This is a genomic window from Pseudomonas sp. RW409 (assembly GCF_003184125.1).
GTDB classification, from domain to species: Bacteria; Pseudomonadota; Gammaproteobacteria; order Pseudomonadales; family Pseudomonadaceae; genus Aquipseudomonas; species Aquipseudomonas chlororaphis_I.
The window spans coordinates 1-22,751 of sequence record NZ_QHHP01000001.1 but is presented as its reverse complement, the minus strand read 5'-3'; the positions used below and the strand labels follow the sequence as shown (position 1 = coordinate 22,751).

The following is a 22,751-nucleotide window of genomic DNA, read 5'->3' as shown; positions in this document are numbered from 1 at the left end:
CGCTTGGAGCTGGAGATCGGCCTGGAAGCAATGGTTGCGCCATGCTCATGAAAGCGAAATACCGGCACTGATCCAGTTCGCCAAACGGCTAAAGAGTTACTGGCGGGGCATCGTCAGCCGCGTTCGCTGGCCGATGCACACCGGTCAGTTGGAAGGAATAAACAATCGAATAAAGGTCATCAAACGAATGGCGTACGGTTACCGGGATAGCGAATTCTTTTTCATGAAGATCAAGAGCGTCTTTCCCGGTATTCCGTGAAGAACCTTTATTTTCCGGGTACTGCCTTGTCAGCCATCGCCACTGCCGACGGTAAAGCATTGAATTATTTCATTTCTGTCCTTGACATGCCCTGCGAACAAGTCCAGAATTGCGTCCATTCCTGATTCAGGAACGCGAAAAACCCCTTAGAATTCAAAGGGTTGGAAGTTAGATTAAGTTCAGGCTTCCAGCTTAGAGTTGTATGCCTTTGATGCGGTTGTAAGGCATCGAAAGTTTGGCCGAGTAGCAAAATGGTTATGCAGCGGATTGCAAATCCGCCTACGCCGGTTCGATTCCGACCTCGGCCTCCAAACTGAAAACCCCGTAGATCAACGATCTGCGGGGTTTTTTATTGGCTGGAAAAAACATCGTTGGCGCCTTTTTCGGAATCGTTTCCGTGCTCATTCTCAAGCCGCTCAGATTGGTGATCGGGGGCCCTGCAAGGCTTTGTGCTCAAGCAACACCTTGGTGAAGAGGCCGGCCCCGTCTGCTGCTACCGGGTGTTTGCTGATGCTGGCGACCGGTCGCGCGTTGCCGCAGGCTGATAAAAGAGCGGCGGAATTGATGGGCGGCGCATGGTCGATCCTGAATAGCGGGGCTGGCGTGCGAGTGGGCCGGCAGCATTTTATCGATTGGCATTTATCAATTCGAAGCCCTGGCCTCCCATGGCTGCGTCGCTTAGGGAATGTTGCGAGATTGCAGCCGTGAAGAATCACTGATAGTCCAGCAGAACGTTCAGTGCCCCGTTTACCGTTCCCGGTGTGGCCGTGACGCCAGTCCTTAGGTAGGACGCTTGCATGGGAATCGCATGCGAACCACCGGTTTCCTTTTTGTAACCGTCCACTTGTATCGAGGTCCCCATGGTTGCTGGCTGACCCTTGTCATCGGTGATCTGGATTTTCACACCACTGGCGGTTGAGCCGCCGGTAAGCGGTAACACACCCGGCGCATTTTCGATTACGCCGCCGACCGGCTCAAGCAGGTAGCCAATTCGGTTGTACCCTTTCGGGCAGTTGTTGACTTGAATCTGGAAATTCTTGGTACCGGCTGTCGAACCGACCTGGTCTAATTTGTTCAGCATTGTGCTGGGCAATTTGACGGTTTGACTTGGCACCGAGCAGGTGCCGGCGATCGGCGTAATTGTTCCAGTCATGTAGATATAGGTATCGCCGTATTTCGTAAAGATCTTGTAATAGGGCAGAGTCCCCGACCCGGCGCCTGCAAGCGAGCCACCTAAGTTTGGGTATTCATTACTGAGCAACTGCACCTCGATCGGTTGGGTGAACGAGGTCGCTGATGAAAATACGCTTCCATTGATCAGCAAGCGAGTCGATATGCCTGAAACGTTTGTTTTGATGATCGGTCCTGAGTGTGGAGCTCCACCAGCTGAATAATTAGTCACGCCTATGACGTAGCATCTCAGAGAGCCGCATACCTGCATTGGCGTGATGTAATGCCGGGCCAACACTTGCCCGCTGGCGGTGTTTTGCGGAATCGACAGTTGCTGTCCGAATGCGTACACATTGTACCTGTCCGCCTTAACGGATGGTGATGTGGCGATGGCCATGAATGCTACCGTGCATAGTCGCCGTGCGACGATAGTGCGCGTTATTTTCTTTGCTGTAAACTTCATTGGAAAGTGCTTTTTCATGATGTTTCCAGAGTGTTGAGAAAATGATGATTTGCCACTTTTTGCCAGATTATTTCTAAGCTTTTTGACTTGGTTTATTGATTCGCTTCAGGCTTCTTGGCTGAAAAAACAATATGATAATTTTATGAGAGTGACACGAACATCAGACCATTCTTAAATCTGCCAACGAATTTATCTACAGTTAATGGTTTGCCCTGAGTGAAGGTTTTTAGTGGGCCTTGATTTGTATTGATTGGTTTTTTATGTGTTTGATTTTAGTTTGCCGCTAAGTCAATGTTGAGTTGGGCTTCTAGCCTATATTCGAAAAATAACACCATGTGCTCGACTGGCGAAGCCTCCTGTCGTTGATTCGAAGGAGGCAAGCAGGATGGCGAGCGGAAAGGGTTACCGATAATCAATAAACACGTTCAATGCGCCATTTACCGTTCCCGGTGTAGTGACTGTGTCGGTTCTGATGTAGGACGCCTGCATCGGAATTGCAAATGAACCACCTGCCGCCTTTTTGTATCCATCGACCGTTATTGAAGTACCCAGGGTGGCTGGAGCGCCCTGGGCGTTTTCGACCCGGATCTTTATGCCGCTCGCGGTCGAACCGCCAGCCAGCGGCAACACCCCTGGCGAGTTCGCGATCACGCCGCCAACCGGGTCAAGGGTATAGCCAATCCGGTTATAGCCCTTGGGGCAGTTGTTGACCTGTATCTGGAAACTCTGGGCGCCGGCTGTCGAGCCGATGCTGTCCAGGCGTTGCAGCGCGGTTGTGGGTAGCTTTACCGTCTGGTTCGGTACCGAGCAGGTGCCATCGATAGGGGTGATGGTGCCCCTCAGGCTGATTTCCAATAACCCCCCCTCGTATGTTGAAAATTGGAAGTAGGATGGATTGGGGGAGGTGCCTGCAAGAGAGCCGCCCAGATTTTCTCGACCGTCGCTGAGCAACTGCACTTCGATGGGCTGGCTGAACTCGACCGATAACGATTGAGTTCCGTAGGCACTTCCATTGATCAACAAGCGAGTCGATATGCCCGAGACGTTCGTGGTGATTACTGCTGAGGTTGAGCTGTTGTCGCCACCTTTTGGGTAGGTGTCAAGTCTTGTGGCTCTGCACTTAGATTTGCCGCATACCTGCGACGGAGTAAAGTAATGTCGAGCCAGTATGGTGCCACTGGCCGTGTTCTTCGGGGTCGAAATATTCTGCCCAAATGCTGTTACAGCCGCTGCCTTCGCGGATGGTGATACGACGAGGGTCATAAGGACTATTACGCAAAGTTGTGGCGCGACGAACAGGGCACTGATTTTTTTTGCTGTGGTCTTCATTGCCTGTTTCTCTCTGATCGACCTTGAATGTAGTTTGTGGGTGAATCGTTTTTGCGCACCCTGGGCAGTGTGTAAGTCACTAACAAGTGGTACTCAGCCAATAACAAATGCTGGGTTAAGCAACCAACAAAGAGCTCTGATCTTTAACTATGCTCAGCTGGATATATCGCCTGAGTGTTGTACAGGCGCTCCGTCGTCGTCATTGAGGCTCTCGAACTCGATCCTTGTTGTTCCGCCTGGAACCAAGGAAGAAGCGCTCTCGATCGCGAATGATTGGCTTGGCTAGCCAGGCATGTGCTCGACTGGCGAAGCCTCCTGTCGTTGATTCGAAGGAGGCAAGCAGGATGGCGAGCGGAAAGGGTTACCGGTAATCCATAAACACGGTCATCGCACCGTTTACCGTTCCCGGTGTGGCGACTGTGTCGGTTCTGATGTAGGACGCCTGCATCGGAATGACAAACGAGCCACCTGCCGCCTTGCTGTATCCATCGACCGTTATCGAACTCCCCATGGTTGCTGGAGTGCCCTGGGCGTTTTCGACCCGGATCTTTATGCCGCTCGCGGTCGAACCGCCAGCCAGCGGCAACACCCCTGGCGAGTTCTCGATCACGCCGCCAACCGGGTCAAGGGTATAGCCAATCCGGTTATAGCCCTTGGGGCAGTTGTTGACCTGTATCTGGAAACTCTGGGTGCCGGCTGTCGAGCCGATGCGCTCCAGGCGCTGAATCAAGGTTTTAGGTAGCTTTACCGTCTGGCTCGGCACCGAGCAGGTACCGTCGATTGGGGTGATAGTGCCCTTCAGATAGATTCGAAGAGAGTAGCTGCTCTCTACTGTATCGAGCTCGTAGTAGTACGGTGAGACCTGGGCGCTTCCTGCAAGGGAACCGCCTAGATTTACTCGACCATCGCCGAGTAGCTGTACTTCGATTGGCCGGTTGGTCTCGAGCGATAACGCTTGAGTTCCGAAGGCTCTTCCATTGATCAACAAACGAGTCGATATGCCTGAGACGTTCGTGGTGATTACTGGTGAAGTTGAGGCTCCGCCCTCGCCATTTGGGTAGATGCGAAGATACTTGATTGTGCACTTCGATTGGCGGCATACCTGCATCGGATAGATGTAGTGCCGAGCCAGTATGGTTCCGCTGGCCGTGTTCTTCGGGATCGACAGTTCCATCCCAAATGCATCCTCAGCGCTCGCGGACGGTGACACGGCGAGGGCCATGAATGCTATTGCCCAGAGTTGCGGCGAGATGAATAGGGCGCTGATCTTTTTTTTTGCTGTGGTCTTCATTGCCTGTTTCTCTCTGATCGACCTTGAATATGGTTCGTGGGTGAGTCGCTCTCGAGCTCCCTTGGCTCCATTCGTTCGGAAATGATTCTTTTGTAGGCTGCAGATCGTTAGCGAAGTGTGTACGTCACTAATAAGTGATATTCAGCCGGTAACTAGATGTGGGGTTAAGCAACAAACAAAGCGTCCTGGTCTTTAACTAGGCTCAGCTGGAAATGTTGCTTGAGTGCTGTACCGCTAATCCATCGTCGTTGATGCTTTCGAACTCGATCTTTGTTGCTCCGGCTGGAGCCAGGGAAGAAGCCCCCTCGATCGCGAATGACTGGCTTGAATAGGGGGGCAGCATTGCCGCGGGAATCGGATAGTTGTTCGAACCGCTCTTGAGGTTCACCGTGCCGAAAGAGATGTGAAACGCTGAGTCATTCCTGACTTCCAGGCCCGGCTTGCCATCCTTGGGCACCATGCGCCACTTCAACCTGGATGGGGCCTGGCCAACGTCGCCTGGCAAGTCGGCGGGCCGGTAGAACAACTTGATGCGCTGGCGCACGGCAATCTGCAGGATGTTTTCATCCTGCGACTTCTGGGGGACTTCCTGCACGCTCAACCAGAACACCGACTCCCTGTCCGCCGGAAGCCCCGCGCCCTGATACAGAACACGCAACTGCTGGCGTGCGTTCCCGTTCAGGCGTTTCAGGGGAGGGGTAAGGGCAAAGGGGACGTCCTGATCGGTGCTGGTGCTGAAGGGCTCGATCCAGGACTGGACCATGAAGGGGGTCGACTCATCGTTCAGCATTAGAACGGACGCTTCCTTCTTCGGCGCAACCAGTACCACTCGGTTTACACCCAATGAGATGCCAGCATGGGAGGGCATGGCAAACAACGACAGAAATCCGGCAAGCGCCGCACTTACGGCAAGGTGCTTTTTCATGAAGTTTCTCGAGACAACTGAAAGAGACATCAAGGCGCCTCTTCTTCGTGGAGTGTTCAGAAAACCGTGCGACGGGTTGTGGAACTTTCGCCGCATGTCCTGACTAAGTGCCCGGGCATACTAGTGGCGTTGGATTTCTCCAGGTATCAGGCGATTCTTAAAGTGCTACTGGTCCTATCCAGGGGCACTGGGATACCAGTGCAAAGTCGTGGTGACTTTGCCGGAGCCTTCTACAGCACGTCATATTCAACAAACCCTCTGAAGCTGGCATTTTCGACCGAACATAAGCCTGGAGAAGCGACCCTGTATGGCGCCGCAAAGGTGCGGGCTTTTTATTGGCTGGAGGGAAGCCGGTGTTCCACCGCTTTTAATGGGGGCTGGGTTCCGTGGTGCTTTGTCCTCCCAGAAATCTCTTGGGTGAGTTCATCGGGGCTATTTTGTTGCCTGCTATCTCCAGCAAAATGCGCAATCCCTTATCCGTCTTCCCGTGATGAGTAGGTCCAACCCGTTGCACCAATGTACCTACTGTCTCCGGCGTCAGTGGAGTGATTCATAGGGCTGCACGCACCTGGCGTGTCCGGCCGGATGTTCAACGAACTATCAGAATTACTGACGATGGTGATCAAGGGCCGATTGCTTTGTTGCGTACCAGGCGTTATCGCAAAGAAGTTTCTAGAGGCAAGTGGTGAAGTGCTTTCGTCTAGGTGTATTGAGACATAAGAACTCAACTAAATATGAGGGCGTCTGGTGGTCGCTAGTCGGATGAGTGGTTTACTTTTTTACGGGAATGGCCAGCATCTTGTACGATACTGGCCATTTTATATATGCGCTTACTGCTAGGTATTACGCATTTGCCACTTTTTTCTTCCCGGCCGCAGCGACTGGGTTAAGAGTTCGGCCGTGATCCTTTACGAGGTTGTCTTCGATGACAATTGCACTGTTGCAGGAGACGTAGTATTCAGTTGTTTGGGATTTATCCTGTATGGCCATCAAGTAACCCCTTGGGTCACTACGTTTCCAGGTGTCACCGCTGCCTTGCTCTAATGGGTAGTAAGCGTCACTGCCGTCTTTCTCCCATGTGCTGATTGCCACGTTAACTACTGCGCTTGCTCCGTTTGTGACTGTGATGCTCATGTTCATATTCCTTTTTGATTGTGCATTCCATGAGTTGGCTCCCTATTCAAAATCAAATTGCAGACTTGCCACTGCTACGAGAAAACAGTAGTTAGGTTAACTCATTGAAGATGTCGTGGAGTATTGATGGCAAAGACGATTGATATCGGTGTCAAGAGTTGTGTCGGTTTCTTGAGCTGATATGTTTCGTTTCCTCCTTCGATCATAGATAGGAATACAGTCAAGCCTGTAAACAGGTAAAAGCAAGGTACCTCCACCTTTATGAAGTGACGGTTCCGACGAGTGGTAGAGTTAGTGTCAGAGTCAATTGTTTTTGCTGTTTTATCAATGTTCGCTCATGTGGGTTCTGCATCGAGATTTTCAATCTGGGGTAAAGGTGCTCCAACGGCGCGAAGGTCTGGCTATCGAACCTGACAGATGACATGCGCTTGCTCGCCGAGGCGGCGGTCACTCGTTGCGCTTGGGCACATCTTCCAGCTGTGTTTTAAAGCGCTAAGGTCATGCGGCTGATCCGTCTTGCCCTGGCCAACGGTTCCTGCCGCATGTGCGAGTCAATGGAGTCCCATCCACCGCCTCGCTATCGCTGCCTGTTCAAGAGACTGGCTTGGTGGTTAAGGAAAGTGCCGCTCTCTGTTCGCCGAGTTGGATAAGCAGCATCGCCAGCCCCGCCTCGAATGCTTCTGTCTATACGCTGGCCCGTCCGATCACCAGGCAGCCTTCCAGCACGACCAGGGTGCTCAAGGCACAACCGCTTCGTCATGGCACCCTTGACCAAGTCGTTCTCGCCTGGTGGCGTCGCCACGGCACAGGTGGCGGCCTACTATCGTCCAGGCTTCTTCAAGCCGTTCAGGTTTCTTCAGAATTGTCTTCGAGACATGCGCGACCGCTCTGGATAGAGTGGTCGCGCTTGCCCGGCCAGGTGTGTTTACGATGGAATGCTGAACGGCCAACAGCTGGTCAGGGTGGGCGCCAATTTATCAGGCATTACGCCTGGTGATCTTGTGGCACCTTTGAATAATCCCTCGTTGAAAAGTCCGGAAGAGCGATGCGGCTCTGTCTCTTTATTGTCCTTGCGTTTAGCTGATCGCGCCTTCGCAGTTTGGCCTTTGGCCTGCCTCTTCGACTTCGCTGGCCCATGGGGTTAGTGGCGTCACGATCCCTACACTGGCTGGGCAAATCTGTCTTCGCCTGTTCGCCCAGCTACAAGCCTTTTAAAATCAGATGGTTACGCCGTTTTTGCTGTGGTAACCTATTGAAATATCTGGTTTTATCAGTGGAATGCGGCGCCATCTGCACCGGTTCGGTTCTGGCAGTTGCTCCCACTTATAAAAATAGCGCTGTAGATCGATGATTTACGGCGCCTTTTTGTTTTTGGCCGTACTCGACATCCAGTCTTGAATTTGACGCCAACGAACTTGCTTCAAGGGTAGGGGATGTATATATTTCACCCCCTTGCCGCAAGGCGCTGAAACGGCTCAAGCAATTCAAGCCTTTCAGATTGCAGCACCGCGCTACCGCCCGAATGGCGAAACTGGTAGACGCATGGGACTTAAAATCCCCCGCTCGTAAGGGCGTGCCGGTTCGATTCCGGCTTCGGGCACCATCTTGCATTCCACAGAGCGCTTTTGAGTTCTTTGGAAGCCTTGAAAAACCTGCCTTCTGGCGGGTTTTTTCGTTTTAGCATTCCGTCGGAATCTTGCCCATTCTTCTCGAATCCAGTCATTTAGAGGGTAAAGTTAGGGGTAGTCTTTGGTTCGATTAAGGATAGTACCCTTATGTCGCGCACAACTGCTCCGCTTACCGACGCTGCTTGCCGTTTAGCCAAGCCAACAGACCGTCCCTACAAGCTTTTCGACGGCGACGGTCTCTATCTCCTAATCCAACCCAATGGCCGTAAAGGCTGGCGTCTCAGGTACGTAAAGCCTGACGGCCGGGAGGGGTTGACCTCCCTCGGCAGCTATCCGGTGATTGGCCTTGCCGATGCGCGCCAGAAGCGTTTAGATGCGAAGCGGATGCTCGCAGACGGCATTGATCCCGTTGAGAACAAGCGTAAAGCCAAAACGGAAAATGCTGTCAACGGCCGTACCTTTGAAAGCGTTGCGTTGGACTGGCACAAGAACATGTCGGCCAGATGGACACCCGACCATTCCAAAAATGTGTTCAACCGTCTGAATAACTATGTGTTCCCGTTTATCGGTGCTCGCGCGATTGCTGATCTCGATACTTATGATCTGATGCAACCTTTGGAGGCGATCAGAAAACGTGGAACGATTGACGTCGCCTTAAGGGTACAAAGATACCTGCAAAGTATTATGCGTGAGGCAAAACGCCTTCGTCTTATTCCGATAAACCCTGCGTACGATCTTCAGGGCTTGATCAAAGCGCCGCGAGTCTCTCATCGGCCTGCATTGCCCCTTTCACGCCTGCCTGAATTGCTGACACGAATCTATGCCTACAAGGGCCGAGAGCTGACCCGGCTAACGCTCATGCTCTCGCTGCACGTGTTTGTTCGCTCGAGTGAGTTACGTTTCGCTCGTTGGTGTGAGTTCGACCTCAAGCGTGGCGTATGGGAGATCCCGGATACTCGGCCGGAGCTGGAGGACGTACGCCATTCAACACGGGGGACGAAAATGGCGGGCGATGTTCATCTTGTGCCTTTATCGCCGCAAGTTGTGGCCGTGCTTGAACAGATCCACACCCTCACTGGCACATTCGACCTGGTGTTTGCCGGTGATGCTAGGGCCTGGAAGCCGATGTCAGAAAACACCGTGAACAAAGCGTTGCGCACCATGGGATACGACACGAAGACAGACATTTGTGGCCACGGATTCCGCTCAATGGCCTGTAGCGCACTGATCGAGTCAGGTCTGTGGTCTGAGACGGCCATCGAAAGGCAAATGAGTCATAGAGAGCGCAACAGCGTTCGAGCTGCCTACATTCACAAGGCAGAGTTCATTGAGGAGCGTCGGTTGATCATGAACTGGTGGAGCCGATACCTTACGGCGAATCTTCAGGAGCATGTCACGCCTCATGAGTTTGCGAATCTGGCCGGCGAGAATGTCACTCGATTGGCGACAAAAAGATCGTTCGCCAATTGATGCCCTCACTTCGGATAATTTCGACGTGACCAAGCGGATCGTGTGTAGTGCCCTGGGATGACGCGCTTGAGTTGAATGCGCCACCATCCAGCCCTGACGCCGGTACTGCCGATTGTCTCTGTAAGTCCAGCTATGGCTCTTGCTCCGCGTACAAAGCGCTGCGAGTCTAGAATCTGTTATTTACAGTCAAACTCTTGCTCTCCGAAGAACATTTTGACTTAGCTCTAGGACGGTAGTTTCACAACAAAAAAAGTGCATTGTGCCCCCATTTTTGCCCCCAGTCGCGTCGAGTGTGCGAGCGACTGCGAATGGCGATTTATGAAAGCTACTAATACGGCACTTGCTGGCTTTCAATGTGTCCACCCACTATGAGGGGGAGTGGCGGCTACGCGCTTGCGATGAGCTGGGCCCCCCTGATTTCAAGGCTACAATACGGCCTTCTCATGGTACCGACGGGACAAATAAGCGTAACCCAGATGTGATAACGTCTCGCACCTCAGCAAGCCGCGTAGACAAAGGAGTTCGTGTGGATAGGGATTGGGTAAGAGATCTGATTGAGAATTTTTCTTCGGCCACTATCGGTGACATGGACATCCCGAAGCTAATTAACGACAAGTACCTGCACACACCCAATCGACTGTTCAAAATCAGAACCTGCAGCAAGCTCGCGCTGAAGAATCTGGCTGAGAAAACACTCTATCTGAGCGTAGCCAATGGATTCAACGATCCCTACGACACGGCTTTCTGGGTTGACTACCGAAAGCTCGCCGCTTGGGAAAAACTCGACGAATTGGGTTTTAGCGAAGATCAAATCGCCACTACGCTTAAATCCGAGGATCCCATCGCAGCTGCAATAGCACTGGCTTCGGCTCAGGAGCCACCCACCCTGAACGTTAAGCACTGGCTTCATGAAGTCGGAGTATTGGCGCCAAATCACCAGGCTGGGCAGCTCCCATGGCTAATTGACCAACTCAAAAGCAGCTACAAAATCTGCAGCCTGAGCGAACGTGTGGATTCGGTGCTGATGTGGAGCCACTATGGCCTTGACCACACCGGATTCGCCATGGAGTACGACTTCACAGGCCTTCATCGAAATCACCTTTCGACCCTTACTCTATGGCCCGTCGCATACTCAAATCAACTGTTCGACATCACGCACATTCTCAGAGCTCAACGCCGGGAGAAAAACTACAACGAGCTTTATGGAATTGCCGCCTCTCTGTGCAAGGCTGTCGATTGGCAGTACGAGCGAGAGTGGCGTTTAGTGGTTCCAGACGACGATAGAGAAGTCAAAGGATTCAATGTCCCCGCGCCCCTGAAGGCCGTTCATCTCGGGGCCAAAATCTCGGATCATGATGGGCTCAAGATCTTGAAGATCTGTAGTGAAATCGACATCCCTGTCTACAGGGTCAGGCTTGCACCCCACGAGTACCGGATGATCTCGGAGCTTACTAGCCTGGACGATTGGTGTTCCTATCGTTGAAGGAAAGGTGCCAACGTACCTGGTAGACACCATTGTCCCTAGTCTCTAAATTTTGAAGGGGTCTCTGCGAGACCCTTACGCATCAATTCACGGAAAATCACAATCAGGAGACTTGCATGGACGTGAAGTGGGAACCGTTGGTTGTAAAAAACACAGGACTAGGCACCCTTCGGGGCTACCTGACAGAAGAAGGGAAGCTGTTTGTGGAGAACACGCCGGACGCTAACCTAGTAGGCTTTATGCCGGGAGGAATGCGCCCGGTGGGCGAAGCTGTGAAAAATCCTGAAAATGCCCTTATCGTCGCGGGCCCACAGGCGTTTGTGGGGGAATGGCTGTGGGAAGGTCGGGACAATAGTGCGAGAAATCCATTTACGCATCCCCCATTCATTTTCTGCCGAAAATGAGGGTGGCTTAGTTATTGCTGGACTCCTGCCTCTTGTCTGAGAAAGCCAAGTTCCAGATTCGGTTAAGTAAACTCATCATGTCTGTACCCCAGCAGCTACCGCGAAAAAGCAATGGTGTGGGCGTCGAGCCGGGATGGCTACGGGTTTGAATGGGAGGGATGGCAAGAGCTTCACGAGCCGCTACACCGCACGGCTTGTGAAACTCGATCGGGATTTACGGTTCGAGTCCGAGCGCTTGCCTCATTCGGATGATCGCCATATCCGCCTCGCCGTTGGGCAGCGTCTCCGCTCGATACGGGACGTCTACACGTGAGCCTGGCGGCACCTCAGTCAAGGTAACCTCGATTCCCGCCGTCCGAAGTGCATCCACAATGACTTCTACAATTGGGTCAAGGCTGGCAAGGCCATCCCAAGAAACTCTTGATTCCCAAGCATCGCGCAGTGCTCCTAACAGCGCGTCGAAGTGCTGGGTCAGATCGCTGGCCATTTCGCAGCGTTCCTCAAGGTCGACAGCCTCGTCAATACCCTCAAGATGGCCCATGAGATAGGCCGCCATCTTGAGTGGCATCGCTGTCTCGCGTCCGGTTTCTACCAACAGTCGAGCAACGTCGCCGTGAGTCCTAAATTCTTTGATCGAGGCACGTGCTCGGTCTACAGCACCGTCAAGAGACGTTTCTAGGCCCTGAACGTAACTGTCGGTCACAAGCGTTCCCTGACTGACCAGCGCGCTAAGCCGGCAGGCTGCGTATTCCTCCCAGATGATGTGGGCTGTTTCCCGCAGTGTGCTTGTTGCCCAGTCTCCTTGATGCGGTTCCAGCATGATTCCCGGGGAGTGTGCTTCAAACCAGCCTGCTGTCTGCACGTGGCCAAGCTCATGGGCAAGGAAATTGGCTGCAGCCCAGAACTCATCGGTCTCGAGTTCATGCTCAACAAGACCGAGCAAAACGCTTCCCTTCAGCACAACGTGCATTTTGACCTCGCCATCCCGGCGAACCCTGAGGGCCTTACCAACACCCACAAGTCCATCCTGGTTGGTGTACTGCTTCGCAATCGTTGAGTCGTAACCCAAGTCGACAGAGGCAAGCGCGTCGTCGTAGTCGAGGCCAATCGTGATGCCGTCCAAATTGGACAGGTTCATGTATCGACCAGAGGCTTCAACCACCTTTCGAACAGTGGCGATGAATTTTTCCTGCCATTCAATACCTTCAGGTATGCCCCGAAATGATATTTGGCAAGATGCAGGGATGGAGCAGGGCGGAAGTGGCTGGTCTTCGGATCGGACGTCATCAGTCAAGTTCATGTCTCCTTGCATAGTCCGGCCCTTACGCCGGAGCAGGTTGCTCTTTATGGTGAAAGCGCCCTTGGCCGAAGGGCGCTCAACTTAACAAGGGACAATGGCTCAGATAGCCGGTCTGCGGCTCCATCCGTGGGTGGCGTAATCCAGGGTCACGATGGCAGCAGCCTCGGAAGCCACCTTGTGGAAAGTGTTGTCCTTGGTCTTGTCACCGTAATCGCTGATGCCGCGTACGACTATCACAGGCACGTTCTGCTTGTCGCAGGCGTCGAACACCCCGTAGGCCTCCATTTCAGCTACCACAGCTTTGTCGTGAATGCCTTGGAAACTCTCGAAAAGTTTCGGGTCTCGAATTAGCAGTTCGCCGGAAGCAATGGTTGCAGGGGATACTTTTAACTGGGTAGCAACCTCACCCGCTATGGACGCTACCGGCATCGCGAAGCCAAGCTTGTTCGCATGGTCTTGCAGACGATCGGGTAAGGACGCGGTTGCGAAGTAAGCATTGAGATCTTGCTGGGTAGAGAGCCCAGGTCGAGGCATTTCCGGTCGCGCTGCAAGCTTGCCACCGGCAAGCGCTGCTGCCCCTTCGTAGTACACGACGCGCTCGGACAAGATGACTTCACCAAGGCTCAGTTTTTTACGCCGGCCCGCTGCGATCCCCATCATCAGAACTTTTTTGGGTTTCAGCTCCGACAGCAGGAGCGTTGTGATGGCGGTTGCATTGACGTTGCCAGCATTGCCGAGAGAAGCGATGACGCAAGAAAGTGGGCCGTCAGGTCGTTGAATTGTCACGGGCCAATAGTGGACGCCATGTGCGGTGAAGCGCGTTGGAACATCTTCGCCAACACCGAACATTTTCTTTGCAGCTGCCAGCTCAATGGCGATGGCCGTGATGACCAGAAGGTCTGGAGAGCGTGCCGCTTCCCTGGCCACGATCTCATCTTGGAACATTCCTACGGAAAGATCTGCCAGCTTGTCCAGGCTGTGCAGCGGCTCCTGCAGAGACATGCTGTCCAGTCGGCCTTTCATCTGCTCGCCCGTGAACGGAAACAACGTCAGGGGCTCCTTGAAGAAGTTTGCGTGAAGGCCGAGCGCTCCTTGGCCGTCCTCGCTGAACCCACCAAGGTTCAAATCAAATGGCAGCACGGGCAGCTTTCGTTTGCGCATCTTGCGGGCTCGGTCTGAAACACCTTTACCGCCACCCAGCGCAATCATCGCCGTGGCAACTTCCACTTGTTCATCACCGATGTTTCCGCCGGTGACCACGTCGTCTTCGAGGTAGATGATCTCCGCGAAATTTTCAGCCGAGAGCCGGCGGATGAACATTCGCTGCTCTGGAGTCATTTTTTCCTGCATGGCCAACTTAGAGGTCACAATCTTCAACTGGCGGGCAGGGGTGTAGCTAGCCAACAGCTTTTCCGCCTCGTAGGCCACCGTCCAATCGAAGGTCAGCGCATCACCACCTTCATTGGTGGGGCAGCCTGCCAAGTAGACGACCAAGCCACCCTGTGCATCCAGGACGCTCTTAGTAACCGCGCGAGTGAAGTCATGCGCGAGGTCGATCGAGGCCTTCTCTGTCTTCTTGGAGATGCTGCCTGCGATCAGAATGAATTCATTTTCAAGATTTGCCATCGTGACAATTCCAGTAGCTGATGTGGTGAGTGTTGGCTGGCTTCTAATCGTTATGGGTGTAGCAGGGCATAAATCTCATCCCTATTTTTGAGTGCCAGTTGAATGACTTCGGGACGTTGTACAGCTTGATCCTCCGTGAGGTTGAGCTGGAAAAGCAGGTAGAGCAGCAATGCTTGGCGGCACTCCAGATGCATTTCTCCCTTTTCCATTGAATAGTCACTTTCGATCAGCCGACGCTTAGCAGGGCTGAGCTTGGGGTGAGCCGTGAGAACAACGTCGACCACCTTGTTCCAAGCTGTATCCATCGATGCCCGCTCATCATCCGGGCCTGCATATTGGGCACGCTTAATACGTGTCAGCGAGAAATCTCGGAAGTCATTACGTTTATGGCAGTACGCTCGTGCATGCCAGCGATTTCCGTCATGCACTAACGCATGAGGGGTCAGCTTGCGTTCGCTCCCTTCGGGATCAGTCATGGACTGATACGTGACTTCCACTGAACCATTCTCACGAATGGCTCGCAGAATCTCACCGACGATCTCGGCGTTCAGACGACGTCCCAGCTTGGGAACACCTGCGACGGGGGATTGCCACCCTAAAAAGCTCCCGTAAGGCACATCGGGTTGAACAGCAACGCGCAACAGATCTTCGAGGTAGCGCTCAACAGCACTGGACTGGAAAACCGGCTGGAATGCCTCCGTCGCTCGGTAAACACGCGCTCGCGTGTCGTACTCCATGTTGTTGGAGGCCAGCTTCGTGTACTCGGTTATATCCAGCGAAGCTTGTGGCACGGAGATGCCGAAGAAGTCAGTGAGATTGCTTCGATTGATTTGCCCATCCCACCGCAACCGATAGTCGATGAATTCCAAGCGACGCTCCTGGCCCCAACGTGCTCCTTGCCGCCCCTTAGTGGGTTGCTCGTCCGTGGGATTGGAATCGTTTGTCATGTCGAACCTCGATAGCGTATAAAAACTAGACTGCATCTAAAAAATATGCGTATAGTAATCATACGCTAGCAACCTGTTAGGTGCAATTTCTCCCTGCGATCCACCGATTTGGTGCGTTTTAGGAGGGTGGCGACTGACAGCGAGCCGTTTGAATGGTGTGTGCATGAAGCAGGCATCGTTCCGCCAACTCATCCGTCGGCATGTGGTGTAGCTGCTGGTAGGAAGGCTGTTGCAACTATCTCAACCATTTCTAGGAAGGAGCGGCCGATGCCACTTACCAATACGCAGGTCAGGTACTACGACAGTAACGTTTTGCGCTTGCCGAAGGACAAGCGTGAAACCTACAACGCCCAGGTCGATCGGCTGATTGCTGCGTTGCGCGATAGCCTAAAGGAGCAGGACAAGATCACCATTAAACGTGTGGTGAAAGCCGGATCGTTCGCCAAGCACACCATCCTTCGGAAGACCTCTGAGGACGCCGTCGATGTGGATGTGGTGTTTTACATCAGCGGCGAAAAGGTAGATGAGGAAACGTTCTCTAGCCTGAGCCAAAAAATCTATGAGGCGCTGATCAAGCTGTATCCGAATAAAGCTGTTGAGGACTTTGAAATCCAGCGCAAGGCCGCAACCGTCACCTTCGTTGGTACCGGGCTGGACGTCGACATAGTTCCAGTCATTGAAAACCCGAACAAGGAGGGTTACGGCTGGCAGTTTGACCGTGTTGATGGCTCGAAGACCGAGACTTGCGCTCCGTGCCAGGTGAAATTCGTGAAGGATCGCAAGGATCAAGATCCTGACTTCCGCACCCTTGTGCGCCTGGCCAAGCGCTGGCGTACGAAGGCCGAGTGCCCACTTAAGTCCTTTCACATTGAACTCATCATGGCTCACGTGCTGGAGGTGAACGGAAAAGAGGGTTCTCTGGAAAAGCGCTTTCGAGATTTTCTCCTCTACATCGTCGAGTCGGGCCTACAGGACGTCATCAAATTTCCCGAGAACCGAACAATCTCCGAGTTTACCGACCCAGTCGTGATTCTTGATCCCGTATGTGACACGAATAACGTGGCCAGCCGGATTACTGAAGCTGAACGCGAAGAAATTGTTCGGATCGCTGATGCGTCTTGGGAAACAGCGAATTTTGCGTCCGTCGAAGGGGATTTCGAAATCTGGAAAGAGTTGTTCGGTCGATCGTTTAAGGTGGAGGATGCAGCATGACCCAGAGCTCCACTCAGACTACAACATTCACCACCACGGATGTCGAAGCGGTGGTTCGGCGTATCACCGCTGACCTAGTAATGATCGCTTCCAGCAGTGGCGCTGTCACTGAAGAGCGTGCTCGCGAATGGGGGAATGACATCGAACTGCTGGCCAAGAACGGCTATCTAAATTACGTCGATCTCACGCTCCTCAGTCACGGGGTCGAACAGAAGGCAACTCGTTTTTACGTCAATGAGTCGGGGACGCTAGCTAACGATCGTCCTGGCGATGCCCGCTGGCCGAAAGTTGCTGGGCCCCATCTGCGAATCGTACTGTCTCACCACAGCACTTACGATCAACAAGCACAAGAAAAATTGGCCGGGAGAATGAAGATCTCCTGGACGACGAGCAACGACGATATCAGTCACTCGCGGCTGACACAGAGCGGTGGGCGTGAATACTCCAGCAATGGCTACGGCATGCAACGCAAGGACTACACCTGATGACTAAGAACAGCGTATTCGATGCCGCAATCGACTTGCCGCAGCGGCAACTAACCGAGCGTGAGGGCGTGCTGCTTGGATTTGATAGTCGCTATGAGCGTATCCACAACCAGCTTCGCCTGTTGCTCAACCAAGGCCAATTGCAGGAGTGGAGCAATACTCATCACAAAAGCGTATTGCCCATCTGCAATCTGATAGCTGACCAATATCCACTTGTAATTTTTCACGGTGACGTGGGGACAGGCAAGACAGCAACAGCAGAGTGCATTGCGAACCGAATCGTCCGTGAGTCGCGCACTGAAGATTCCGTATTGTTCAAACTGAGCAATCGGGTGCGCGGTTCCGGCAAGGTCGGTGAAATGGGAACGCTGTTGACTCAAGCCTGGGCAGAGGTGGTAGAGGCCGCGGGCAAGAACCGCCGTGCAATCTTGATCATCGACGAGGGGGATTCGATCGCTGCTTCCAGGTCTCAAAGCCAGAGTCACCACGAAGACAAAGTCGCAGTGAACACGCTAATTCAAGGTGTCGATGACCTACGGAAATACGGTGGTCGTGTTGTGGTGATCCTCTGCACTAATCGGTTGTCGGTGCTTGACGCTGCTCTACGTCGACGTGCTGCCATCGTTGAGGAGTTCACTCGCCCTGACGTTGCTGAGAGAAAAGCGCTCTTCAGCATGGATCTGGCGGGGATGGGGCTTTCGGATAAACAACTTGGTGAGTTGGCTGCTGCGACGGGAGAGCGGGGAAATCAACCCGCCTGGACATACTCCGATATTCGCACTCGGTTATACCCATCAGCAATGGCCAAGGCTTTTCCAGATCGAGCCTTGAGCTTCAAGGATCTGACTGAGTCCCTTTTGTCGATGCGTCCGTCTCCCGTCATGGAAGACAACTGACGCATGCTGTCCATGGTAGCGGTGCTACCCACGCGTAGAACATTCCAATGCAAGCGGAGCATGTATGAAGGCAGGTAAAGAGATATTCGTGTCGGTCGACGTTGAGGCTTCAGGCCCAATTCCTGGCAAATACAGCATGCTTTCTATAGGGGCATGCGTCGTCTCAGACGTCGACGCTCAGTTTTCCTGCTATATCAAGCCCATTTCCGATGACTTCGTCCCGGAGGCAATGGAGGTTACGGGTCTCTCGCTAGAGAAGCTTCGTGCAGAAGGTCTGGAGCCGAAAGAGGCAATGTCTCGCTTCAAGACCTGGATCGATTCATTGGCTTCCGATAGCGAAACCGTAGTATTCGTGGGATTCAATGCATCCTTTGACTGGGGGTTCGTGAATTATTATTTTCACCAATTTCTCGGTGAAAATCCATTCGGTATAGCCGCGCTGGACATCAAGTCGATGTATTTTGGTGCTTCAGACTGCACATGGAAGATGACGCGATCTAGCGAAATAGCAAAGGTGGTTAATCCGGAAAGTGCCGGCGACCACGATGCCTTGCATGACGCTATTTACCAGGCAGAATTGTTTTCTCTGATCCGTAAAAAAATTATGGAATAAAACTCCTTCGCAATCTTGTTTGTCCTGGTTTTATTAATTGTAACTAGCTTAACTCTGCTCTGGCGGGGAGGGTGGAGTGTGGCTCCTCCAACGAGTGTAAGGAAGGGAAATGGGATCTCGTGGCTACTTGAGTTTTATTAAAGATAATCCAGTTTACAAAAATGCTGAAAAGGACTGGCATGTTGAGCTGACAGACTACACGGTTTTTTGGTTTGATCTGTTAGTGAATCCACCCGCCGGTGTTGACTACCAGAAACGCATTTCAGACCAGCTACGTGCCTACCGAAAAGAAGTCGAAGAATGTAATGATAAGCGCTTTGTCTACTTCATCACGTCTAGAGATAAAGTGCGGTTTAGTACCAAGAAGGCCCCTGAGTATAGCTGGACTAAGAAAGAAGTAATTATTCACCTAGAGGTGGGTTCGAAAAGAAAGCCCAAGAAAGTCCGACTTCCAGCTTTGCCCGAGCTGATAGGTGTTCAGCTTCCAGTAATTTTCGATGAAGGTCGATTCATCGGGCTTTGGGGCCCTGGTCAGTCCTATGCAACAGGGTTCACTGTGCATGAGTTTTTGATGATGCATAACATAAATCTTGGAATTGACACGGAGGTTCTATACGTCGGCTCCACCGACGATCCTGCTCGCCGCCCGTTAAAACGAGATCACCGCGGCTACAGTGACTCACTGTATGGTATCTCTACAGCAGAAAAAGACGTATTTGTTTATTATAATTTGTTCAAGGCTCTCTCAATTACAAAAGAAAGCCCGTATGCACTTCATTTTATTTTAGGTAACTCGATGATTGATGAGGTGCAGAAAAAAGAAGAAGGCCTGTTGCTTGAACATGGCCTTATCCATTACTTTGGTGCGAAGAGCCAGGAGAAGAGTAGAGAACAGGAGTATGGGAGGCTGCGAGAGGGTATGAGCAGGCTGAAAGAGAATTACAAGATCGCCTCTGTTAACTTTCACATGGAAGCAGAAATTTCGACTGAGTATTGGACGCTATTTTCTAGTCAAGTGCAGAGTGGTCATCGTCACTGGTTTTCTCTTACATTGGATAATGGCCAGGTAAAAACTGGTGATGCCAAGAATCCGCTTATGCAGTATAGCGATGTTGAGCAGGCTGTGGTGAAGAAGTAGTTTTAGCGAGCTATTTGGCAATCATGGCCTTTGAATGTTGGTCTGAATTTTGGAAGATGGTTAGAGGTCAGGTGATACATTAAGCGCTATTCTCGATCTTCTCAAGGCGAAACTTGACGTCGCTGGGTTGCAATAATAAACAATCGTGGTATTCCCTAGGTGCGTGCCCAGTAGCTTCCGTAAAAAGGATTTTTAAATTATATGTTACCTGAAGAATTTGATGAGCTCAGCTCTGGTACTAGCGAAATCGCCTTCGTCAAGACGACTGAGGTAATTGCTGATCCACTAGGTCATCTCTCTGCCGAGCAAGTTGAAAGTATTTATCAACGATATCTACAAGGCGAAAAGGTCAGCGAGCTATTAAATGAGTTTTCCATCAAATCTAATGCAAACTCACTTTTACCGCTCCTTCCTAATTTGGAACGTAAAGATCTTTCGTGTCCTCATTGCACTGCCCATGCGACTCAGAAGCGTGCTGCCCGAAATAGAACTGCGAATAGACCAGTGTGCACCAGGTGCGATCACACTTACGCGATATATCGGGACGATACCTGTGGTTGTAGGGGTTGTGTAAGTGAATACTTAGGCCAGCTCAATGGCGACGGTATGCACTGCAGAGTCCCCTACGAGGGGTTGACGCTTCGTGAAAAGGTAATCTTGCTCGCTGCTCTTATGATGGCAGGCCCAACTGACGTGACGTGTTTATCATTTGTACAGCTTCAACGATGGCATCGCCGGTTGGCACCTACGTCCGGGTATCAAGATAGGTGCATCAAAGATTTATTCAGTAGGCGTATCATCCTGGTATCCCCGGAAACATCGTTTGATGCGCTAGACTTTTATCGCACATATGAACGATATGACTTTTTGTGGTGGGTTCCTAATGTCAGCGATGATGCTGACGGCATAGCCTTAGATATTCAGTCTCTTCAGATGCTAATCGCTTATGACCTGGATAGAAATAAGGCTGAACTTGAGCCTGTTTTGAAAGAGCTAATCTATGAGCTTGCTGAAGAAGAACTCATAGAGTATCTGAACTACCGAGTGGAGAACGCATCGGTAAAGTTCAAGGCCGAGCGCGCAACACGCGAGGTTTTGAGGCCTTTGCTTGCCTCTAGCTCTGTCAGCAACATATTTAGCATTATTTGGAAGGCTGTTAAACAAGCGGATAAATCGCTTGAGAAAGGAGTTTTCAAGGGGGCCACGCATGCTGGTAACTGGATCCCGTCTGCCATCGTGCGTGTGGCTGAGGAGGAGAAACAGTACGAATATGACCGATTGAAAGGGTCTAAAATCTGTCAGATTTCTGAGGTCATTTACAGCCTGATTCTAGACGACCCAGATGGTAGCTTTAAGATGCCTCTACCGCGTTACACCGCCGAGGTGATGCGACCGGTGCTCGAAGGTATCAGTAGCGCAAAAGGCGCGAAAATCGCGTGATTCTGTCGAGAGGCAAAGTCAGCAGAGGGCGTACGCTCCCTGCTGAATTTTATTGCACGTCACTTGCGGGGTTTACCCGCATCACTCCGCTTATCTCGAATCTGTCCATCTTGATTTCGAGAGCGTGGCTGCTCACCACCGCCTGGCTTGGGAACGTTGACGTCTTTGTTGATAGGGCGACGATCTGTCATACGAAATCTCCTTCATGCGTTAAGGATATTACGAAATACATCGGTAGACAGCAGGCGAATCAGATGGAAACCACGTTATGTGGTGTTTTTTAATTTGCCTGACCACAACATAGTGTGTTTTTGCTGGACTCGCAATTGTTTTGGATCACATCCTATGGCGCTTGAGCAAGGGGGGCTGCGGATAGAGCAACTATTGGCACAGCTATACGAGCCGGACTTGCCCGTGCGCTCAGGAATCAAGCTATCATCTGGCCATTACTGTTACCTACCAAGGATGGGCGGGTAGGCACCCTAAATGGGCGCTCACTCCATCTGATGATCCGATGGCAAGCAAGGAGAATCGCAGTGAGATCCCAGGTCAGAATCATCGACTCGACGCAGTTAAAAAACGCCAACCCGAACCTTGTAGATCCTGTCGGTTACCGCAAAAGCGGGCTGAGCTTGAATCACATCATCGGCTGTCCACTCGATTGCAGCTACTGCGTTCGTCATCTCTATGGAAATTTCGATCAGCGCACGCCGCAAGCATTGATGAGCGATGAAGAAGCCTTCCAGCGATTTATCACTCACCGGTATTTCCAGCCTCATATCACACCCGTTCAGTTGTTCAACCGGGCTACCGACCCGATGCTCCCCGAGGTCAAGAGTCATACCCATAATCTGCTGCGTATGCTTGATGAGGCCGGGCTAACCAACAATGTGCTTGTGATCACTCGATGGCGTGTATCTCAGGAGGATTGCGAGCGCTTCAATACGCTCAGAAATATCAAGCTGACAGTGCTGGTTACATACTCAGGAATTGATGATCCGAAGATCGAGCCCATCAAGTCTTCGATCGCTGCCAACAGCCTGAAGATGCTGTTCCGCCATGCCAGGCATTACAAAGTGGTGTTGTATTGGCGCCCAATCGTTCCAGGGCTAAACGACTCGTTAGAACACATTGCAAAGGCTGCGGCGCTGGCCAACCATGCCCATGCGACCGTATTTAGCGGGCTGTTCTATCGAAAGGAAATAGCCGAGTTTTACCAGAGCCAAGGAATCCCTGAACCGTACAAAATGACGGCAAGGCGAAAACTACTCCCGCTGGAAGATGAGCATAGGTTGCTCAGATTGTATGGGGAACAGAATCAGGTGACACCGATCTTCCACAAAACCTCTTGCGGAGTCGCCTTTGCGCATGCGCAACCCGATTACAACGGTGTAGTGGTCAACTAATCCCGGACACGACGTTAAGTTTTTTCTCGGCCTGAGCTGGGGCCAGCCCATCGTTGAACTGGTGCGGTCGAATCCAGTTGTACCGATGCATCAGATAATGACTGATGTCTCGATGCGCTTCTTGAGCCGTCA

The 22,751-nt window shown here is 52.1% G+C and carries 19 protein-coding genes, 2 tRNA genes and 1 pseudogene; 13 read left to right on the top strand and 9 right to left on the bottom strand.

Features of this window, described 5'->3' with window-relative positions; genetic code table 11:
• Together DK261_RS00125 and DK261_RS00120 are read left to right on the top strand one after the other, a co-directional pair.
• Nucleotides 1-259, top strand: a 259-nt coding sequence (locus DK261_RS00125; protein WP_146218500.1) for a transposase, incomplete at its 5' end; no start/stop codon positions are given.
• 237 nt (nucleotides 260-496) lie between these two features.
• Nucleotides 497-570: transfer RNA gene (locus tag DK261_RS00120), tRNA-Cys, on the top strand.
• Nucleotides 571-971: 401 nt separating this feature from the next.
• On the opposite strand, the gene DK261_RS00115 is transcribed toward DK261_RS00120, so the two are convergent.
• The 5 genes from DK261_RS00115 to DK261_RS00090 form a co-directional block, all read right to left on the bottom strand.
• Entirely contained in the window at nucleotides 972-1,910 is a 939-nt protein-coding gene (locus tag DK261_RS00115; protein ID WP_256587700.1) for a fimbrial protein, read from the bottom strand.
• 384 nt (nucleotides 1,911-2,294) lie between these two features.
• Nucleotides 2,295-3,221, bottom strand: a complete 927-nt coding sequence (locus DK261_RS00110; protein WP_103331770.1) for a fimbrial protein — start codon at nucleotides 3,219-3,221, stop codon at nucleotides 2,295-2,297.
• A gap of 361 nt (nucleotides 3,222-3,582) precedes the next feature.
• Nucleotides 3,583-4,512, bottom strand: coding sequence for a fimbrial protein (locus DK261_RS00100; protein WP_110175115.1), 930 nt, complete (start codon nucleotides 4,510-4,512; stop codon nucleotides 3,583-3,585).
• 202 nt (nucleotides 4,513-4,714) lie between these two features.
• Nucleotides 4,715-5,437, bottom strand: a complete 723-nt coding sequence (locus DK261_RS00095) for a molecular chaperone (protein WP_110175114.1) — start codon at nucleotides 5,435-5,437, stop codon at nucleotides 4,715-4,717.
• Between the two features lie 843 nt (nucleotides 5,438-6,280).
• Nucleotides 6,281-6,571, bottom strand: a complete 291-nt coding sequence (locus DK261_RS00090; protein ID WP_016703893.1) for a hypothetical protein — start codon at nucleotides 6,569-6,571, stop codon at nucleotides 6,281-6,283.
• A 1,516-nt stretch (nucleotides 6,572-8,087) separates the two neighbouring features.
• Here DK261_RS00090 and DK261_RS00080 point away from each other — a divergent pair.
• From DK261_RS00080 to DK261_RS00065, 4 genes are all read left to right on the top strand, one after another.
• Nucleotides 8,088-8,174, top strand: a tRNA-Leu gene (locus DK261_RS00080).
• A 172-nt stretch (nucleotides 8,175-8,346) separates the two neighbouring features.
• The gene (locus tag DK261_RS00075; protein ID WP_081360865.1) at nucleotides 8,347-9,669 is read left to right on the top strand and encodes an integrase arm-type DNA-binding domain-containing protein; all 1,323 of its coding nucleotides are present in this window, start codon (nucleotides 8,347-8,349) and stop codon (nucleotides 9,667-9,669) included.
• Between the two features lie 526 nt (nucleotides 9,670-10,195).
• Nucleotides 10,196-11,152, top strand: coding sequence for a DUF2971 domain-containing protein (locus DK261_RS00070; RefSeq protein ID WP_081360866.1), 957 nt, complete (start codon nucleotides 10,196-10,198; stop codon nucleotides 11,150-11,152).
• A 116-nt stretch (nucleotides 11,153-11,268) separates the two neighbouring features.
• Nucleotides 11,269-11,556, top strand: coding sequence for a hypothetical protein (locus DK261_RS00065; protein ID WP_095101388.1), 288 nt, complete (start codon nucleotides 11,269-11,271; stop codon nucleotides 11,554-11,556).
• Nucleotides 11,557-11,770: 214 nt separating this feature from the next.
• On the opposite strand, the gene DK261_RS33110 is transcribed toward DK261_RS00065, so the two are convergent.
• The 3 genes from DK261_RS33110 to DK261_RS00045 all read right to left on the bottom strand — a co-directional run bounded on the left by DK261_RS33110 (nucleotide 11,771) and on the right by DK261_RS00045 (nucleotide 15,351).
• Nucleotides 11,771-12,850 carry a hypothetical protein gene (locus DK261_RS33110; RefSeq protein WP_172834873.1) on the bottom strand — a complete coding sequence of 360 codons (1,080 nt, stop codon included), beginning with the start codon at nucleotides 12,848-12,850 and terminating at the stop codon, nucleotides 11,771-11,773.
• A 105-nt stretch (nucleotides 12,851-12,955) separates the two neighbouring features.
• Entirely contained in the window at nucleotides 12,956-14,482 is a 1,527-nt protein-coding gene (locus tag DK261_RS00050; protein WP_081360868.1) for a 5'-methylthioadenosine/S-adenosylhomocysteine nucleosidase, read from the bottom strand.
• Nucleotides 14,483-14,532: 50 nt separating this feature from the next.
• Complete coding sequence (locus tag DK261_RS00045) at nucleotides 14,533-15,351, bottom strand: YafY family protein (RefSeq protein ID WP_232000882.1); 819 nt, start codon at nucleotides 15,349-15,351, stop codon at nucleotides 14,533-14,535.
• A 345-nt stretch (nucleotides 15,352-15,696) separates the two neighbouring features.
• On the opposite strand from DK261_RS00045, the gene DK261_RS00040 reads away from it, so the two are divergent.
• From DK261_RS00040 to DK261_RS00010, 7 genes are all read left to right on the top strand, one after another.
• Nucleotides 15,697-16,641, top strand: coding sequence for a CBASS oligonucleotide cyclase (locus DK261_RS00040; RefSeq protein WP_081360871.1), 945 nt, complete (start codon nucleotides 15,697-15,699; stop codon nucleotides 16,639-16,641).
• Nucleotides 16,638-17,126 (top strand): hypothetical protein, encoded by a 489-nt coding sequence (locus DK261_RS00035; protein WP_081360873.1) that lies wholly within the window; start codon nucleotides 16,638-16,640, stop codon nucleotides 17,124-17,126. Before DK261_RS00040 ends, DK261_RS00035 begins: the two co-directional genes overlap by 4 nt.
• Complete coding sequence (locus DK261_RS00030; RefSeq protein ID WP_081360875.1) at nucleotides 17,126-18,022, top strand: ATP-binding protein; 897 nt, start codon at nucleotides 17,126-17,128, stop codon at nucleotides 18,020-18,022. The genes DK261_RS00035 and DK261_RS00030 overlap by 1 nt, the downstream gene beginning before the upstream one ends.
• Nucleotides 18,023-18,086: 64 nt before the next feature.
• A complete protein-coding gene (locus DK261_RS00025) occupies nucleotides 18,087-18,635 on the top strand; it encodes a 3'-5' exonuclease (RefSeq protein WP_081360877.1) in 549 nt (182 codons plus the stop codon).
• 109 nt (nucleotides 18,636-18,744) lie between these two features.
• Nucleotides 18,745-19,773 carry a hypothetical protein gene (locus tag DK261_RS33105; RefSeq protein WP_172834874.1) on the top strand — a complete coding sequence of 343 codons (1,029 nt, stop codon included), beginning with the start codon at nucleotides 18,745-18,747 and terminating at the stop codon, nucleotides 19,771-19,773.
• A 201-nt stretch (nucleotides 19,774-19,974) separates the two neighbouring features.
• Nucleotides 19,975-21,213, top strand: coding sequence for a hypothetical protein (locus DK261_RS00015; protein ID WP_124344737.1), 1,239 nt, complete (start codon nucleotides 19,975-19,977; stop codon nucleotides 21,211-21,213).
• Nucleotides 21,214-21,749: 536 nt separating this feature from the next.
• On the top strand, nucleotides 21,750-22,619 hold the full coding sequence (locus tag DK261_RS00010; protein ID WP_177411697.1) for a radical SAM protein: 870 nt from the start codon (nucleotides 21,750-21,752) through the stop codon (nucleotides 22,617-22,619).
• Here the strand turns inward: DK261_RS00010 and DK261_RS00005 are convergent.
• Nucleotides 22,612-22,751, bottom strand: a pseudogene (locus DK261_RS00005) (IS3 family transposase); the annotation flags it as partial. The gene DK261_RS00010 and the pseudogene DK261_RS00005 sit on opposite strands and share 8 nt — an antisense overlap.